Raw genomic sequence first — 16,752 nt, forward strand, 5'->3', positions numbered from 1 at the left:
GTCGGGCCGCGCGGCGCAGTACGGTCTTGGCCGACGTTGCAGGAGTCCGCATTGGACACCGGATGGGGAACGTGCATGGCCTACTTCATCGAGACCTTCGACAAGCAGGATTCGCAGGAGCTGCGGCAGGCGCACCGGCGGGAGCACCTCGACTACCTCGAGGAGAACAAGCAGCTCCTGCTGGCCTGCGGGGCCAAGATCGATGACGACTCGGGCGCCGCCACCGGCGGGGTCTACCTGCTCGACGTGGAGACGCGCGCCGAGGCGGAGACCTTCATCGCCAAGGACCCGTTCACCCAGGAGGGGCTGTTCGCCGAGATCAGGATCTCGGCGTGGCGCAAGGCCTTCCTCGACGGCCAGAGCTACGTGTGACGATCGGCCACCTGGCCGGTCGGTGCGCGGGGCCGGGGTCGCACGCGCGGACCGGGCCCCGCGCGAGAGCTCACCCCCAGGCGCCCAGCGCCCTGCGGGACTCGAACCGGCGCCGCCGGCCGCTGATCGGATCGGTGAACTCCAGCGACCTGGCCAGCAGCTGCAGCGGCTCCGAGAAGTCGTCGGCCGCGCGCTCGCGCACCCGGGGGTAGAGGTCGTCGCCGAGGATCGGGACCTCCAGCGAGTTGAGGTGCACCCGCAGCTGGTGGGTGCGTCCGGTGCGCGGCAGCAGCCGGTAGCGGGCCAGACCGGCGCGGTGCTCCAGCAGCTCCACCCGGGTCTCGGCGTTGGGCTCGCCGGGCTCCTCGCGCGCCGCGAGCACGCCGCGGTGCTTGACGATCCTGCTGCGCACGGTGCGCGGCAGGCGCAGATCCGGGCGGTGCGGCGCGATGGCCTCGTACTCCTTGTCGACCAGCCGGTCGTGGAAGAGGGTCTGGTAGGCCCCGCGGTGCTCCGGGGCGATCACGAACAGCACCACGCCCGCGGTGGCCCGGTCCAGGCGGTGCGCGGGGGTCAGCTCGGGCAGGGCGAGCTGCCTGCGCAGCCGGACCAGCGCCGTCTCGGCCACGTGCCCGCCCCGCGGGGTGGTGGCCAGGAAGTGCGGCTTGTCGACGACCAGCACGCGGTCGTCGCGGTGCAGCACGTCGAGCTCGAAGGGGACCGGTGTCTCCTCGGGAAGGTCGCGGTGGAACCACACGAAGGTGCCCGGCCGGAAGGCGGCGTCCGGCGCGACCGGCCCGTCCAGCGAGACGAAACGGCCCTCGCGCAGCATCGCCTCGATGCGGTCGGGAGCGAGCTTGGGGATCCGGTCGACCAGGAAGTCCCGCACGGTCGCCCACCGGCCGTCGGCGGGCAGCCGCAGCCGGACCGGGTCGAGCCCGTGCCGCTGCGGCAGCGGGGAGCGGAGCTTGCGGCGCATGACCGCACCAGGATAGCCGCGCCGCGAGCGGCTCGGCGGCGCGCACCGAGGGCTCGCGCGCGGCGACCGGAAGGCCCGCCGGGCGAAGCGTTCCCGGACTGCGCTCAGCCGAGCAGCTTGGCGATGAACCAGCCCACCCGGCTGACCTTGCGGATCTTGGGAGCGCTCTCCACGCCGTGGATCTCCCACTGCTGCCCGCACTCGGGGCACTTCCACAGCCCGATCTGCCGCGCCTCGACAGCGCAGGGGTGCCCCCGTCGTCCTCGTCGCATGCCTTGATCACACCACAAGCCGGCGGTGCGATCGACCTCGACGATCGAGTGACCGGGACCTTCGACCTATCGCTTCTGTCCGGTTCTTCCGTATCGTCGGCCTCTCGGCGAGAGGGGGCTGCATGGCGTCAGGAGTGCGGATCAGTCTTGCGGGCAGCAGCTGGGGTCCTGGCAGGCGTGGTCGAGCCCGGGCAGCGGCGTAGCGGTGACGTGGCGGGCGCGGTCGATGGTCAGGCCGGCCAGCACCCCGCCCGCCGCGCACAACCCCGCGGAGACGAGCATCGCGGTGCCGAAACCGGGGCCCAGGGGAGCGCCCGCGGCGGTGCCCGACAGCCCCGCGACCACCGGCAGCACGGCCACGGCCAGCAAACCGGCCAGCCGGGAGACCGCGTTGTTCACCCCGGACGCCACGCCGCCGCGCTCGGCTGACACCGAGGCCAGCACCGCCGAGGTCAGCGGCGCCACGGTGATCGACAGGCCGAGCCCGAACACGAGGACGCCCGGCAGCACGCCGGTGAGGTAGCTCGCGCCGGGCACCGCTCTGGTCAGCAGCACCAGCCCCAGCGCGCAGCCGAGCGGGCCGATGATCATCGGCAGGCGCGGCCCGGTGCGCTGGGCCAGGCCGCCGACCCGGCCGGAGAGCACGAGCATGACGACGGTGATCGGCAGCGTGGCCACCCCGGCCTGCAGCGCGGTGTAGCCCATCGACTGCTGCAGCTGCAGCGACAGCAGGAACAGCGCCCCGCTCAGCGCGGCGTAGACGGTCAGCGTGGTCAAGTTCGCCCCGGTGAACTGCCGCGAGCGCAGCAGGGCCGGCGGCATCAGCGGCGCCGGGTGCCGCGCTTCGATCACCGCGAAGGCCACCAGCGCGGTCAGGCCGAGCGCCGCGGCCGTGCCGGTCAGCGGCGTCCAGCCGACTCCGGGGATCTCGATGAGGGCGAACACCGCTCCGGCCAGGCCGGTGGTCACCGCGATCGCGCCTCCCACGTCGGGAGGACCGGCCACCTCGGTGCTGCGCGATTCCGGGACCCGTCGCAGCGCGAGCATCGCGGCGGCCGCGATCGGCAGGTTGATCAGGAAGACCCAGCGCCAGGACGCGGCATCGACCAGCCAGCCGCCGACGAACGGGCCGATGGCCGAGGACACGCCGGTCAACCCGGCCCACCGGCCCACGGCCACGCCGCGGTCCTGCTCCCGGATCGTCGCGTTGATCAGCGCCAAGCTGCCCGGGACCAGCAGCGCTCCGCCCACGCCCTGCGCCAGCCGGGCGAGGATCAGCACCGGGCCGGTCGGCGCGAGGCCGCAGGCCAGGGAGGCCGCGGTGAACACCACCATGCCGATGGCGAACACCCGGCGGCGCCCGTAGCGGTCGCCGAGCGCCCCGCCGAGCAGCAGCAGCGAGCTGAGGGTGAGCAGGTAGGCGTCCAGCACCCACTGCTGCACCCGCAGCCCGCCCTCGACGTCCCGGCCGATGGCGGGCAGCGCCACGTTGACCACCGAGCCGTCCAGGAAGGCCACCCCCGAACCGAGGATGGTGGCCACCAGGATCCAACGCCCGGATCGCGATCCGAGAGCCACGCCGTCCACCGCGCGACCATACTGTCGCCGGACGCGGCTCGCGTGCTCGCCCGAGCGCCGGACGGGCCGCGGCCCGCCCGGCGCAGCGATCGAACGGCGGTCAGGTCCTCGGCAGGGCGAGCCCCTCGGCGCCGAGCTCGGAGGTCACGGCCTCGGGGGAGTAGCGGCGCAGCAGGCCCAGGCCGAGCTGGGCCCGACGCACCCGCTCCTTGCCCAGCGCCACGGCGGTGGGCGTGAGGTGGGTGCCGCTCGGGTAGATGTTCGGCGCGTTGCGCAGGCCGAACTTCACGTACACCGGCGCGGCCACGCGCACGATCTCGGCGATCTCGAAGTGCCGCACGAACCCGCCCATGTCGTCCGGGGCCTCCACGTAGACGTCCAGCGGGAGGTCGGTGGCCGCCCGGATGGCCGCCAGCTGCGCGAGGCTGAGGTCGGTGGGCACGTTGTAGGTGTCGGCGCCGAGGTCCTCGGCGATGCGCACCGACGCCGGGTTGGCCAGGCCCATCTGCACGCTGATCTTGAACTGCAGGTCGCCGGGCAGGTCCCCGGCCTCGCGCATCCGAGCGGCCATCTGCAGCACGCCGAGGTCGGTGATCAGCACGCTGCGGATGCCGGCCTCGGCGGTGCGCCGGATGTCCTCGAGCACGTGCACCAGCTGCTCGGTGCCGCGCGCCTGCGCCGCGACCGGGGCGCCGCCGGAGGAGGTGGCCATCGGGCTGGTGTCCCAGCCGGCCAGCGGACGCGCGAACAGGCTCAGCTCCACCGAGCGCTGGGCCGCGGTGCCCGACATGGCGGCCAGCTCCTCGTCGGTCAGCAGCATCCCGCCGCTGCCCTGAGAGATGCGGTGCACCCGCACGCCGCGCGCATCGGCCTCGGCCAGCACGGCCTCCAGGACCTCGGGGCCTTCGGTGCTGGGGATCTCCACCCGGTACTGGGCGCCATCGGGGAACCGCTCGGCGCTGGGAAGCGGGGCGTCCTCGCCCGGCAAGCCTTGCGAGCGCAGGAATTCGCGTGTCTGGTCCACCGGCAACTCCGTCCGATACTTCGAACAACGTTCGCAAAATCGTATGGTGGTCGGAGACCGAAGGTCAAGAAACCTCTTGACGCGAGCCGGCATCGGATACGATGTTCGAAATATCGGTCAACCGACCGGTCGGAACGAGGGAAGGAGTGCGCGGTGGCACGAGCTGTACCGGCCGTGGAACGGGCCTTCGACGTCCTGGAGCTGTTCCTGGAGGCGCAGGAGCTGAGCGCGCCGGAGATCACCGCGCAGCTCGGCCTGCCGCGCACCACCGTGCACGAGCTCGTCGGCACGCTCAACGAGCGCGGCTACCTGATGCCCACGGGGCGCGGCAGCAACAAGTACCGGCTCGGCGTGCGCAGCTTCCAGCTGGGGGCCGCCTACGCCGAGCGGCTGGACCTGGCCAGGGAGGGGCACGCGGTCGCCGAGGAGATCGCCGAGCGCTGCCAGGAGACGGTGCACGTGGGCGTCCGGGAGGGCACCGACGTGCTCTACGTAGCCAAGGTCGACAGCAGCCACCCGGTGCGCATGGTCTCGGCGGTGGGCCGCAGGCTGCCCGCGCACTGCACAGCGCTGGGCAAGGTGCTGCTCGCCGAGCTGCCCCGCACCGAGCTCGACGACCTCTACGCCGAGCGCGAGCTGCAGGCGATGACCGACCAGAGCATCACCAGCGGGAAGGCGCTGCGCGAGGAGCTCGACGAGGTCGCCGCCGACGGCGTGGCCCGGGAGTACCGGGAGTCCAACGAGTCCGTGGCCTGCGTGTCGGCGCCGGTGCGCGACCAGAACGGCCGGGTGGTCGCCGCGATGAGCATCTCGGTGCCGATCCTGCGCTGGAACGACGAGACCGAGACCGCGCTGCGCGAGCTGGTCCGGGAGGGGGCGACCGCCCTGTCCGAGCGGCTGGGCCACAGCGGATGAGGTGATCGCGGCGGCGCGTCCGCCGGGCCCGACGCATCGGGCCGCTCGCGCCGCCGAGCGGCGGCGCGGCGCCGTCAGTGGCGCACGATCACCACGGGACACTTGGCGTGCACGGCCGCGCGCTGGCTCACCGACCCCAGCAGGGCCTTGTAGAAGCTGCCGTGGCCGCGGCTGCCGACGACCAGCAGCTCGGCTTCGTCCGAGGCGTCGACCAGGACCTGGGCGGCGTGGCCGTGCACCAGCTCGCGCTCGATCTGGACGTCGGGGTCCTGCTGCTGCATCTCCTCGACGGTGTCGTCGAGGCACTTGCGGGCGGAGTCCTCGAAGTCGTCGGGCGGCATCGGGCCGCCCTCCCAGGAGTAGAACGCGGGGAACTCCCAGGCGCCGATGGCGCGCACGACGGCCCCGGAGAGCTTGGCCTGCTTCTGGGCCCAGCGCAGCGCGCACTTCGACGACTCCGAGCCGTCCACCCCGACGATGATTCGCTGCTCGGCCATCACGCCCTCCCGATGCCACGAGGTCCCGCCGGATCACTCCGAGTGTCCGACGTCGCCGGGCTCCATGGAAGTACCTGCCGCTGATCTCGTGCAATCCGACGCGGGCGCGGGGCCTCGGTCAGGTGAACTCGTCCTCGATCGCGCGGGCGGCCGCGCGGGTGCAGTTGCCCATGTCTTCGGCGGCGGCCGCGGCCTGGTCGAGCGCCACGTGGCTGTCGGCGGGCTCGATCCCGCCGCGGGCGGTGTCGGCGGCGAGCTGGTCGAGCTCGCGGGCCAGCCGAGCGCTGGCGGCGCTGAGGTCCAGTAACGCCTCCCGGGCCCGCAGCGCGTCGGCCCGCGATCCGGCCAGGCCGTGCGCGCCCGCGCGCAACCGCGTGCCGATGTCGGAGACCATCTCGGTGGTGCGCGAGAGGTCTTGCCAGGTCGGCTTGCTCATCATCGGATCGCCTCGACTTCCGGTGCCGCCCGCAGAACCCGGTGCCCGTGCGCCGGAGGGCTCACCCGCCGACTACCCGCGAGCGCGCGGTGCCAAGCGTGAGCTCGCTCGCACTGCCAGCGCGGATGCGGCCGCGCTCGCGGCCACGGCGATCCGGCGGGAGGTGGGCACCGCGGCGCGGTTCCGGAACACCTCGTAGTCGGATTCGACGATGCGGTCGAGGATTTCGCCGTAGAGCGTGAAGGCGGTTCGCACGCACGGTCGCGCCTGCGGGGACAGCAGTTCGATTCCCCCGACCGCCGAGCGGTACCGGGCGCGGGTGCGGGCCACCTGGTCGGCCAGCGCTCGCCGGACGCGCTTGTCGGGGCGGCCGGTCTCGCGGCACCGGGCGAGCCGGTCGCGGTCCACGCCGAACGCGGCCAGCTCGTCGAGCGGCAGGTAGACCCGGCCGCGGTCGAGGTCCTCGGCGACGTCGCGCAGGAAGTTGGTCAGCTGGAAGGCAACGCCCAGCTCCGCCGCGTGCGGGCGGGCCTGCTCGATCGGGCAGATCGTGCCCAGCACGGGCAGCAGTTGCAGGCCGATGACCGCCGCCGAGCCGTGCACGTAGTCCTCGAGCGCGGCGCGCGTGGGGTAGTCGCTGACCGTGAGGTCCATCCGCATCGAGGCCAGGAAGTCCTCGAACAGCGCTCGGTCGATGCGGTAGCGCGCCGCGGTGTCGGCCAGGGCCGCCAGCACCGGTTCGGGGCTCGATCCGGTGTCCAGCGCCTCGGTCAGCCGCTTGTCCAGGTGATCGAGCTCCAGCGCGCGGTCGGCGGGCGAGCGCGCGCCGGTGTCGTCGACGATGTCGTCGACCTGGCGGGCGAAGCCGTACAGCGCGTGCACCGCGGGGCGGGTGGCCGCGGGCAGCAACCGGGTGGCCAGGAAGTAGGTGCGGCCGTGCTCGGCGTTGAGCCGCCGGGACCGCAGGTAGGCCTCGCGCAGAGCGATCGGGACGCCGGCCGCGTCGAGCTCGCGGCGCGCCGCCACCACCTCCCAGGGACCCGCGCTCATGGTCCGAATCTCAGCACATCGCGGGGAGCTCGGCGGCGTCGGAACCCGCCCGCGGTGAACCCCATCACGCGGGGCGGTGCGGTCGGCCGCCGGTCGCGACCCACGTCCACTCCCGATCGCGACCGACGGCCTCGCGTGGCGGAATCCCCTCTGCGTTCCGCACGCGCGTGGGCGCTGCCCACGTGATCGGGACCGCCCGGCTCGGCAGCTATGACGCGCTTTCGGCAAAATTTTCGCAGCGTCGCCCGACCAGCGCGGAGTTGCGCCGTCACCACGGGTGTGGTGCGCGGCGGGGCGCTCAGGCCGGACCGGAGCGCAGTCCGTCGAAGGCGATCTTGGTGACCGCCTCGGCGACGTGCTCGGCCCGCAGCCCGCGGGCCGGCCGGTACCACTCGATGATCGAGTTGACCATGCCGAACAGCAGCCTGCTGGTCAGCGCCGGATCCACGTCCGGGCGGATGCTGCCCTCGCGCTCGGCCTCCTTGACCAGGTCGCTGACGACCTGGTCGAACTCGCGGCGCCTGCTCAGCGCCTGGCGCTCGACGCGGGTGTTGCCGCGCACCCGCAGCAGCAGCGTCACGAACGGCAGCTCGTCGACGAGCACCTGCACGCTGCGGCGCACCACGTGCTCGAGCCGGTCGATGGCCGGGCCGGTGGTGGCAGCGGGCTCGTCGACCACCGCGAACAGGGCGTCCAGCGCGCGGTTCACGCCCAGGCGCAGCAGCTCGTCCTTGCCCGAGACGTGGTAGTAGATCGCCGACTTGGTGATCCCCAGCCGGCCTGCGAGGACCTCCATGCTGGTGCCGTCGTAGCCGCGCTCGTTGAACACCTGCACGGCCACGTCGAGCAGGCCGTCCAGGTCGTAGCCGGGACGGCCCCTGCGGTTGGTGCGCTCTGCCATCGGTTCTCGGACTCCCCGCTCACGACTCCCGCCGATCGACGATACGTCGCAGCTTGCCCACCGATCGCTCCAACGTGTCCGGATCCACCACGTCGACCGCGGTGCTGACCCCGACGCCGTCCTTGACCGCCCGCATCAGCTCGTGTGCCGCTGACTCGCGCCGCGCCGCCGGGCAGTCGTCCCTGGCCTCGACCCGCACGGTCATCCGGTCCATCCGGCCCTCCCGGTCGAGCACCAGCTGGAAGTGCGGCGAGAGCCCGTCGGTGCGCAGCACGACCTCCTCGATCTGGGTGGGGTAGACGTTGACGCCGCGCAGGATGATCATGTCGTCGCTTCGGCCGGTCACCTTGGCCATCCGGCGCATCGGCCGCGCCGTGCCGGGGAGCAGCCGGGTCAGGTCGCGGGTGCGGTAGCGGATGATCGGCAGCGCCTCCTTGGTCAGCGAGGTGAACACGAGCTCGCCCTCGCTGCCGTCGGGCAGCGCCTCCTCGGTGATCGGGTCGATCACCTCCGGGTAGCAGTGATCCTCCCAGACGTGCAGCCCGTCCTTGGTCTCCACGCACTCCTGCGCCACCCCGGGGCCCATCACCTCGGAAAGCCCGTAGATGTCCACGGCGTGGATGCCCATCCGCTGCTCGATCTCGGCGCGCATGCCGTCGGTCCACGGCTCCGCGCCGAAGATGCCCACCTGCAGCGAGGTCTCGCGCGGATCGATGCCCTGGCGCTCGAACTCGTCGAGCAGGGTCAGCATGTAGGTCGGCGTGATCATGATGATCTCCGGCCGGAAGTCCCGGATGAGCTGCACCTGCCGGGTGGTCATGCCGCCGGAGGCGGGGATGACCGTGCAGCCCAGCCGCTCGGCGCCGTAGTGCGCGCCGAGCCCGCCGGTGAACAGCCCGTAGCCGTAGGAGACGTGCACCTTGTGCCCGGGGCGCCCGCCCGCGGCGCGGATCGAGCGGGCCATCAGCTCCGCCCAGGTGTCCAGGTCGTGCTGGGTGTAACCGACCACGGTGGGCAGCCCGGTGGTGCCCGAGGAGGCGTGCAGCCTGCGCACCTGCTCCATCGGCACCGCGAAGCTGCCGAACGGGTAGTGCTCGCGCAGGTCGTTCTTGGTGGTGTGCGGGAACTTCGCCAGATCCGCCAGGCAGCGGCAGTCCTCCGGGCGCACCCCGGCGGCGTCGAACTTCCGCCGGTACATCTCGACGTTGTCGTAGGCGTGCCGCAGCGTCCACTGCAGCCGGCGCAGTTGCAGGTCGGCGAGCTCGTCGGGGGTGGCGCGCTCGGCCTCGGACAGCAGCGTCGGGTCCGGTGCGGTCATCGCGTGTCCTCTCAGGTCCGCTCGTCGTTGAGCGATCTGCTGTGGCCGCGGAACTCCGCGACGGTCTGCCCGTCGCGGGCCACGGTGACGTCGTAGATCCCGCTGCGCCCGAAGCGGGTGCGCTCGCGCGCGGTGGCCACCAGCTCCTCGCCGAGCGCGACCGGGCGCACGAAGGTGATGTCGGCCCGCGCGGCCACGGTGGTGGGGCCGTGGCTGTTGCAGGCGCAGGCGAACGCGGTGTCGGCGAGCAGGAACAGGTAGCCGCCGTGGGCGATGTCGTGCCCGTTGACCATCGACTCGGTGATCCGCATCCGCGTGCGCGCGTAGCCCGGGCCGGTGTCGGTGAGCTCGATGCCCAGCGCCCGCGAGGCGTCGTCGGCGTCGAACATCACCCGAGCCGGGTCCGGATTGCCGGGATCCTGCATTGGCCCACCGCCTCATTACCGAACGAATAGTCGGTAATTAATCCCGCTCGTCTCGCCGGTGTCAAGAGCGGGCGCTCGCGATGGATCTCTGGCTCGGTCAAGAGCGGGGCGGGGCCGCGCAGGCGCTGTTCCCGGCGGGTCGACGGTGCTAATTTCTGAATGAACGGTCGGTAAAGACGAGGAGGTCGGCGGCGGATGTCTGCTCTACCCAGCTACGTGGGCGGCAAGTGGCAGCGACCAGCGCAGGACGGAACGCCGGTGCACGACGCGGTCACCGGGGCCGAGGTAGCCAGGGTGTCCTCGGCGGGAGTCGACATGGGCGCGGCCCTGGAGCACGGGCGCTCCCGCGGCGGCCCGGCGCTGGGCGAGCTGACCTTCCACCAGCGCGCGGCCCTGCTCAAGAGCCTCGCCTCGCACCTGCGCGAGCACCGCGAGGAGCTCTACGCGCTCTCGGCGCGCACCGGCGCCACGCGGGGCGATTCGAAGTTCGACGTCGACGGCGGCATCGGCGCGCTGTTCGCCTACTCCAGCAAGGGGCGCCGCGAGCTTCCCGCGGGCTCGGTCTACCTCGACGGCCCGGTCGAACCGCTGGGCAAGGGCGGCACCTTCGCCGCCCAGCACGTGCTGACCCCGCTGCGCGGCGTGGCGGTGCAGATCAACGCGTTCAACTTCCCCGTGTGGGGGCCGCTGGAGAAGTTCGCCCCCGCGTTCCTGGCCGGGGTGCCCAGCCTGATCAAGCCGGCCACGCCGACGGCCTACCTCACCCACCGCCTGGTCGAGCTGATGGTCGACTCCGGACTGCTGCCCGAGGGCTCGGTGCAGCTGGTCTGCGGCAGCGCGGGCGATCTGCTCGACCACCTCACCGACCAGGACCAGGTGGCCTTCACCGGCTCGGCGACCACCGCGCAGCGCCTGCGCACCCACCAGGCGGTGGCGGCCAACTCGGTGCGGTTCAACGCCGAGGCCGACTCGCTCAACTGCTCGGTGCTGGGCCCGGACGCCACCGCGGGCACGCCCGAGTTCGACCTGTTCGTCGACCAGCTGGTCACCGAGATGACGGTCAAGGCCGGCCAGAAGTGCACCGCGATCCGCCGCGCCCTCGTGCCCGCGGCGCGGGTGGACGAGGTCGTCGAGGCCGCTCGCGAGAAGCTCTCCGGCATCGCGGTCGGCAACCCCACCAGCGAGCAGGTGCGGATGGGAGCGCTGGCGAGCACCGAGCAGCGCGAGGAGGTGCGCCGCTCGCTGAAGGCCCTGCTGGAAGCGGGCACCCTGGTGCACGGCGACCCGGAGGACTTCGAGGTCGTCGACGCCGACGCCGAACGCGGCGCGTTCCTGCCGCCGCTGCTGCTGCGCTGCGACGACCCGGACCTGCCGCAACCGCACGAGGTCGAGGCCTTCGGGCCGGTCAGCACCCTGCTGCCCTACGACGACACCGCCCACGCCGTCGAGCTCGCCCGGCGCGGCAAGGGCAGCCTCGTCGGCTCGGTGGTCAGCGCCGACCCGGCCTTCAACCGCGAGGTCGTGCTCGGAGCGGCCTCCCGGCACGGCCGGATGCTGGTGCTGAACCGCGACGACGCGGGGGAGAGCACCGGGCACGGTTCCCCGCTGCCCGCGCTGGTGCACGGCGGGCCGGGGCGCGCCGGCGGCGGCGAGGAGATGGGCGGGGTCCGCGGGGTCCTACACCACATGCAGCGCACCGCCGTGCAGGCCGACCCCGCCACGCTCACCGCGATCACCGGGCAGTGGGTCCCGGGCGCGCCGCGCAGCGAGACCGAGCAGCACCCGTTCCGCAAGCACCTCGAGGACCTGCGCGTCGGCGACACCGTGGTCGCCGGTCCGCGCACCATCACCGACGCCGACGTGGCGCACTTCGCCGAGTTCACCGGCGACACCTTCTACGCCCACACCGACGACCGGGCCGCGGCGGCCAACCCGTTCTTCGACGGTCGCGTCGCGCACGGCTACCTGGTCGTCTCCTTCGCCGCGGGACTGTTCGTCGACCCCGACCCGGGTCCGGTGCTGGCCAACTACGGGCTGGAGAACCTGCGGTTCCTCACGCCCACCTACCCGGGGGACGCGATCACCGTGACCATGACCGCCAAGCAGATCACCCCGCGGATCAACGCCGAGCACGGCGAGGTGCGCTGGGACGTCGACGTCACCAACGGCGACGGCGACTCGGTGGCCAAGTACGACGTGCTCACGCTGGTCGCCAAGCGCAGCGGGGAGGCAGCATGACCGGCACCCTCGACGAGACCGCCCTGCAGGAGCACTTCGAGCGCCGCGTCGCCGGCGAGGAGCGCATCGAGCCGCGCGACTGGGTGCCCGAGGGCTACCGCAAGACGCTGGTGCGCCAGATCGCGCAGCACGCGCACTCCGAGATCATCGGCATGCAACCGGAGGGCAACTGGATCACCCGGGCGCCGAGCCTGCGGCGCAAGGCGATCCTGCTGGCCAAGGTGCAGGACGAGGCCGGCCACGGGCTCTACCTGTACTCGGCTGCCGAGACCCTGGGCGTGGACCGGTCGGAGCTGACCGACAAGCTCATCGACCAGCGGCAGAAGTACTCGTCGATCTTCAACTACCCGACGCTGAACTTCGCCGACATCGGCGTGATCGGTTGGCTGGTCGACGGCGCGGCGATCTGCAACCAGGTGCCGCTGTGCCGCAGCTCCTACGGTCCGTACGCGCGGGCGATGGTGCGCATCTGCAAGGAGGAGTCCTTCCACCAGCGGCAGGGCTACGAGCTGCTGATGACGATGATGCGCGGCACGCCCGAGCAGCGGGAGATGGTGCAGGACGCCACCGATCGGTGGTGGTGGCCCTCGCTGATGATGTTCGGCCCGCCCGACGGGGATTCGCCCAACACCCAGCAGTCGATGGCCTGGCGCATCAAGCGGCACACCAACGACGAGCTGCGGCAGAAGTTCGTGGACATGACCATCCCGCAGGCCGAAGCGCTCGGCGTCACCCTGCCCGACCCGGACCTGCGGTGGAACGACGAGCGCGGGCACTACGACTTCGGCGAACCGGACTGGTCCGAGCTCAAGCGGGTGATCTCCGGCGACGGGCCGTGCAACGAGCAGCGCATCGCGCGCCGCCGCGAAGCGCACGAGGACGGCGCCTGGGTGCGCGAGGCGGCCGCCGCGCACGCCGCCAAGCAGGCCGCACGAGAGGAGGTCGGAGCATGACCGCGCAGGAATCCGGCGCGCCGCGCGCGTCCTGGCCGCTGTTCGAGGTGTTCGTGCGCGGCAAGCGCGGGCTCAACCACGTGCACGTGGGCTCGCTGCACGCCGCCGACGAGGAGATGGCGCTGCACAACGCCCGCAACCTCTACACCCGGCGCAACGAGGGCGTGAGCATCTGGGTGGTGCGCGCCGAGGCGATCACCGCCTCCAGCCCCGACGAGAAGGACCCGTTCTTCACCCCCAGCGGGGACAAGGTCTACCGGCACCCGACCTTCTACCAGATCCCCGAAGACGTCCCGCACATGTGAGGTCTCCAGATGTCCTTCGACAACGCCTACCAGGCCCTGGCGGCCGCTGACGACGGCGAGTCGCGCTGGGCCTTCGGCACCGGGTTCGACGACCCGCTGTCCGGTGTGGACACCAGCCTCCCCGAGGGCGTCGACGGCGCGGCGCTGGGCGCCTACTGCCTGATGCTCGGCGACGACGCGCTGATCGCGGCGCAGCGGCTGACCGAGCTGGTCACCCGCGCGCCCGAGCTCGAGGACGAGCTCGCCCTGGCCAACATCGCGCTGGACCTGCTCGGGCAGGCGCGGCTGCTGCTCAGCCGAGCAGGGCAGGTCGACGCCACCGGGCGCGACGAGGATCAGCTGGCCTGCTTCCGCGACGAGCGGGAGTTCCGCAACGTCCGGTTGGTCGAGCTGCCCACCGGGCACTTCGGGCAGACCATCGCCCGGCTGCTGGTGTTCAGCGCCTGGCGGCTCGCGCTGCTGCGCCGCCTCGCCGAATCGCGCGACCCGGTGCTGGCCGCCATCGCCGCCAAGGGCGTCAACGAGGTCACCTACCACCGCGACTACGCCGCGCAGTGGCTGGTGCGCCTCGGCGACGGCACCGAGCTCTCCCACGAGCGCGCCCAGCACGGGCTCGACGAGGTCTGGCCGCTGGTGGGCGAGCTGTTCGACACCCACGCCGTCGAGCGCGCGCTGCCCGGCACCGCGGTCCCGGCCGCCGAGCTGCGCGAGGAGTTCGACGAGGTGATCGCGCAGGTGTGCGCGGCGGCCGCGCTCGCGGTGCCGCAGGCGTCCCCGCGCGCTCGCGTCGGCGGCCGCGGCGGTCGCGACGGCGTGCACACCGAACACCTCGGCTACCTGCTGGCCGAGATGCAGAGCCTGGCCCGCGCGCACCCGGAGGCGACGTGGTGACCACCACCGGACCCGGCCTGGCTCGTGCGCGCGAGGTCGCCGAGCACGTCACCGACCCGGAACTGCCCGTGCTCACGCTGGCCGACCTCGGCGTGCTGCGCGAGGTCGAGCTCTCCGGCGAGACCGTGATCGTGTCGATCACCCCGACCTACTCGGGCTGCCCGGCGCTGCGCGAGATGCGCGCCGACGTCGAGAACCGGCTGCGCGCGGCCGGATTCGCCGACGTCGAGGTGCGCACGGTGCTGGATCCGCCGTGGAGCACCGACTGGATCACCGCCGAGGGCCGTCGCAAGCTCGCCGAGTACGGCATCGCACCACCGGGTTCGGCACCGCAGCGCGCACCGGGCCCGGTACCGCTGACCCTGCAGGCGCCGCCGACGCGGGTGGACTGCCCGCGCTGCGGCTCGCCGGAGACCGAGGAGGTCTCCCGGTTCGGCGCCACCGCCTGCAAGGCGCTGCGCCGCTGCCGCTCCTGCCGGGAACCCTTCGAGCACATCAAGGAGATCTGACGTGGGCGCACCCGCCGAGACCCCCGTTCGCCGGCGCACCGGCTTCCACCCGCTGCGGGTCAGCCGGGTGGAGCGGCTGTGCGCCGACGCCGCGGTCGTCGAGTTCGCCGTTCCCGAAGAGCTGGCGGAGGAGTTCGACTTCCGCCCCGGGCAGACCCTCACGCTGCGCCGCCAGGTCGACGGACGCGAGGAGCGCCGCAACTACTCGATCTGCGCGCCGCGCGGCGCGGCTCCGCGCATCGGCGTGCGCGAGGTGCCCGGCGGGTTGTTCTCCGGCTGGCTCACCCGCGAGGTCCGACCCGGCGACCGGATCGAGGTCGCCCCGCCCACCGGCGCCTTCACCCCCGAGCTGGACCGCACCGAGCGCCACGTGCTGCTCGCGGCGGGATCGGGCATCACGCCGGTGCTTTCCATCGCGGCCTCGGTGCTGGCCGAGACCGGTGCCACGGTCACCCTGATCTACGGCAACCGGCGCAGCGACACGGTGATGTTCGCCGACGAGCTCGCCGAGCTCAAGGACCGCTACCCGGCCCGGCTGGAGCTGGTGCACCTGCTCTCCCGCGAACCCCGCGAGGCCGAGCTGTTCACCGGCCGCCTGGACGCGGACAAGCTGCGCGCGCTGCTGTGCGACGTGGTCGCCGCCGAGGAAGTGGATCAGTGGTGGCTGTGCGGTCCGTTCGGGATGGTCACCGACGCGACCGAGGTGCTGCGCGAGGCCGGGGTCCCGGCCGAGCGGGTGCACCGCGAGCTGTTCTACGTCGACGACGTGCCGCCCGAGCCGGTGCGGCACGAGGAGACGCCGGCCGACGGCCCGACCAGCCAGGTCACCGTCGTGCTCGACGGCCGGGCCACCACGATGGCGCTGCCGCAGGACGTTCCGGTCCTCGACGCCGCGCAGCAGGTCCGGCCGGACCTGCCCTTCGCCTGCAAGGGCGGGGTCTGCGGCACCTGCCGCGCGAAGATCACCACAGGCGAGGTGCGCATGCGCCGCAACTTCGCCCTGGAGGACTCCGAGGTGGCCGAAGGTTACCGCCTGACCTGCCAATCCCTGCCCACCACGCCTGAGGTGACCGTGGACTACGACTCGTAGGGCCGGCGGTCAGGAGGCCTTCGCCGGGGTGCTGGCGATGGCCTCCTCCAGCTCGGCGCGCTTCATCTTCGAGCGGCCCTTGATGCCCAGCTGCTTGGCGCGGTCGTCGAGCTCGGCCTTGGACAGCGCGGAGAGGTCCTCGGCCGCGCGCGGCTGGCGGCCCTTGCGCGCCTCGTCGACGCTGCGGCGCAGCGCTTCGGTGAGGTCGGTGACGTTGGTGGGCTGCGGCGGTGCCGAAGCGGCGGCGACCTCGCCACCGCGCGCCTTCTCGGCCAGCAGCTCCTCCACCCGTGCGGTGTAGGTGTCCTCGTAGGCCTCCGGCTCCCACTCGCCGCTCATCGACTCGATGATCGTGGTCGCCATCTGGATCTCCTTGTCCGTGGGCGAGGCCTGATCGGACGGGGCGTCGAGCAGTTCGCCGGGATCGCGGATCTCGTCGGCGAAGTACAGCGTGTTCAGCGCCAGGGCCTGCTCGTCGGCGCGCACGGCGGTGAGGTACTGCTTGCCGCGCAGCACGAACGTCGCGATGCCCGCCTGGCCGGTCTCCTGCATCGCCCGGCGCAGCAGGTTGTAGGGGCGGTAGTGCTCGCCGGAGGTGGGTGCCAGCCAGTAGGTCCGCTGGAAGTGCACCGGATCGATCTCGCCGAGGTCGACGAAGGTGGAGATGTCGATGGTGCGGGAGCGCCCCGGTGCGATCTCGTCGAGCTCGCCCTGCTCGACGGTGATGACCCCGTCGCCGGCTTCGCGGCCCTTGACGATGTCGCCCTGGCCCACCTCCTCGCCGGTGCGCTCGTTGACGCGCTTGTAGCGAATGCGGTCGGTGGTCCCGCGCTCGTACTGGTGGAACTGGATGGTGTGGTCCTCGGTCGCGGCGTAGAGCCCGACCGGGATCGTCACCAAGCCGAAGTTGATCGAACCGGACCAGATCTTGCGCGGCATGGCTGCCTCCAAACTCCGGCGCCTCGTCCTCAACCATGCGTGGACCGGCGCAAGATCGCA

The 16,752-nt window shown here is 72.5% G+C and carries 19 protein-coding genes; 8 read left to right on the plus strand and 11 right to left on the minus strand.

The window, feature by feature from the left end; translation table 11 throughout:
* Positions 1-75 precede the first annotated feature (75 nt).
* Positions 76-372: a YciI family protein gene (locus ACFQRI_RS02390; RefSeq protein ID WP_380663818.1), complete on the plus strand. Its 297-nt coding sequence runs from the start codon at positions 76-78 to the stop codon at positions 370-372.
* A 70-nt stretch (positions 373-442) separates the two neighbouring features.
* Here the strand turns inward: ACFQRI_RS02390 and ACFQRI_RS02395 are convergent, their stop codons facing one another.
* The 4 genes from ACFQRI_RS02395 to ACFQRI_RS02410 form a co-directional block, all read right to left on the minus strand.
* Entirely contained in the window at positions 443-1,351 is a 909-nt protein-coding gene (locus ACFQRI_RS02395) for a pseudouridine synthase (protein ID WP_380663820.1), read from the minus strand.
* 104 nt (positions 1,352-1,455) lie between these two features.
* Positions 1,456-1,623, minus strand: a complete 168-nt coding sequence (locus tag ACFQRI_RS02400; RefSeq protein ID WP_380663824.1) for a hypothetical protein — start codon at positions 1,621-1,623, stop codon at positions 1,456-1,458.
* A gap of 141 nt (positions 1,624-1,764) precedes the next feature.
* Complete coding sequence (locus ACFQRI_RS02405) at positions 1,765-3,210, minus strand: MFS transporter (protein WP_380663826.1); 1,446 nt, start codon at positions 3,208-3,210, stop codon at positions 1,765-1,767.
* A 91-nt stretch (positions 3,211-3,301) separates the two neighbouring features.
* Positions 3,302-4,225 (minus strand): U32 family peptidase, encoded by a 924-nt coding sequence (locus ACFQRI_RS02410; RefSeq protein ID WP_380663829.1) that lies wholly within the window; start codon positions 4,223-4,225, stop codon positions 3,302-3,304.
* Between the two features lie 153 nt (positions 4,226-4,378).
* On the opposite strand from ACFQRI_RS02410, the gene ACFQRI_RS02415 reads away from it, so the two are divergent.
* Positions 4,379-5,140 carry an IclR family transcriptional regulator gene (locus ACFQRI_RS02415; protein WP_380663832.1) on the plus strand — a complete coding sequence of 254 codons (762 nt, stop codon included), beginning with the start codon at positions 4,379-4,381 and terminating at the stop codon, positions 5,138-5,140.
* 74 nt (positions 5,141-5,214) lie between these two features.
* On the opposite strand, the gene ACFQRI_RS02420 is transcribed toward ACFQRI_RS02415, so the two are convergent.
* The 6 genes from ACFQRI_RS02420 to paaI form a co-directional block, all read right to left on the minus strand.
* Positions 5,215-5,637 (minus strand): universal stress protein, encoded by a 423-nt coding sequence (locus tag ACFQRI_RS02420; RefSeq protein ID WP_380663836.1) that lies wholly within the window; start codon positions 5,635-5,637, stop codon positions 5,215-5,217.
* Between the two features lie 118 nt (positions 5,638-5,755).
* Positions 5,756-6,076, minus strand: a complete 321-nt coding sequence (locus ACFQRI_RS02425; RefSeq protein WP_380663838.1) for a hypothetical protein — start codon at positions 6,074-6,076, stop codon at positions 5,756-5,758.
* Positions 6,077-6,145: 69 nt separating this feature from the next.
* Complete coding sequence (locus ACFQRI_RS02430; RefSeq protein ID WP_380663840.1) at positions 6,146-7,123, minus strand: phytoene/squalene synthase family protein; 978 nt, start codon at positions 7,121-7,123, stop codon at positions 6,146-6,148.
* Between the two features lie 298 nt (positions 7,124-7,421).
* Positions 7,422-8,024, minus strand: a complete 603-nt coding sequence (locus tag ACFQRI_RS02435) for a TetR/AcrR family transcriptional regulator (protein ID WP_380663842.1) — start codon at positions 8,022-8,024, stop codon at positions 7,422-7,424.
* Between the two features lie 19 nt (positions 8,025-8,043).
* Positions 8,044-9,342, minus strand: coding sequence for a phenylacetate--CoA ligase PaaK (paaK, locus tag ACFQRI_RS02440; RefSeq protein WP_380663844.1), 1,299 nt, complete (start codon positions 9,340-9,342; stop codon positions 8,044-8,046).
* 11 nt (positions 9,343-9,353) lie between these two features.
* Positions 9,354-9,767 carry a hydroxyphenylacetyl-CoA thioesterase PaaI gene (gene paaI / locus ACFQRI_RS02445; RefSeq protein WP_380663846.1) on the minus strand — a complete coding sequence of 138 codons (414 nt, stop codon included), beginning with the start codon at positions 9,765-9,767 and terminating at the stop codon, positions 9,354-9,356.
* 195 nt (positions 9,768-9,962) lie between these two features.
* Between paaI and paaZ the strand changes: the two genes are divergently transcribed.
* The 6 genes from paaZ to paaE are packed head-to-tail and all read left to right on the plus strand — an operon-like array spanning position 9,963 to position 15,753.
* On the plus strand, positions 9,963-12,005 hold the full coding sequence (paaZ, locus tag ACFQRI_RS02450) for a phenylacetic acid degradation bifunctional protein PaaZ (protein ID WP_380663848.1): 2,043 nt from the start codon (positions 9,963-9,965) through the stop codon (positions 12,003-12,005).
* A complete protein-coding gene (gene paaA, locus ACFQRI_RS02455; RefSeq protein ID WP_380663850.1) occupies positions 12,002-12,958 on the plus strand; it encodes a 1,2-phenylacetyl-CoA epoxidase subunit PaaA in 957 nt (318 codons plus the stop codon). Before paaZ ends, paaA begins: the two co-directional genes overlap by 4 nt.
* On the plus strand, positions 12,955-13,263 hold the full coding sequence (gene paaB / locus ACFQRI_RS02460) for a 1,2-phenylacetyl-CoA epoxidase subunit PaaB (RefSeq protein WP_380663854.1): 309 nt from the start codon (positions 12,955-12,957) through the stop codon (positions 13,261-13,263). The genes paaA and paaB overlap by 4 nt, the downstream gene beginning before the upstream one ends.
* A 9-nt stretch (positions 13,264-13,272) precedes the next feature.
* The gene (gene paaC / locus ACFQRI_RS02465; RefSeq protein ID WP_380663857.1) at positions 13,273-14,154 is read left to right on the plus strand and encodes a 1,2-phenylacetyl-CoA epoxidase subunit PaaC; all 882 of its coding nucleotides are present in this window, start codon (positions 13,273-13,275) and stop codon (positions 14,152-14,154) included.
* The gene (paaD, locus tag ACFQRI_RS02470; RefSeq protein ID WP_380663861.1) at positions 14,148-14,663 is read left to right on the plus strand and encodes a 1,2-phenylacetyl-CoA epoxidase subunit PaaD; all 516 of its coding nucleotides are present in this window, start codon (positions 14,148-14,150) and stop codon (positions 14,661-14,663) included. Before paaC ends, paaD begins: the two co-directional genes overlap by 7 nt.
* A 1-nt stretch (position 14,664) precedes the next feature.
* On the plus strand, positions 14,665-15,753 hold the full coding sequence (gene paaE / locus ACFQRI_RS02475; RefSeq protein ID WP_380663864.1) for a 1,2-phenylacetyl-CoA epoxidase subunit PaaE: 1,089 nt from the start codon (positions 14,665-14,667) through the stop codon (positions 15,751-15,753).
* Between the two features lie 9 nt (positions 15,754-15,762).
* On the opposite strand, the gene ku is transcribed toward paaE, so the two are convergent.
* Positions 15,763-16,692, minus strand: coding sequence for a non-homologous end joining protein Ku (gene ku, locus ACFQRI_RS02480; protein ID WP_380663867.1), 930 nt, complete (start codon positions 16,690-16,692; stop codon positions 15,763-15,765).
* Positions 16,693-16,752 lie beyond the last annotated feature (60 nt).

The organism is Saccharopolyspora griseoalba, from assembly GCF_042665275.1.
Classification (GTDB): Bacteria; Actinomycetota; Actinomycetes; order Mycobacteriales; family Pseudonocardiaceae; genus Saccharopolyspora; species Saccharopolyspora griseoalba.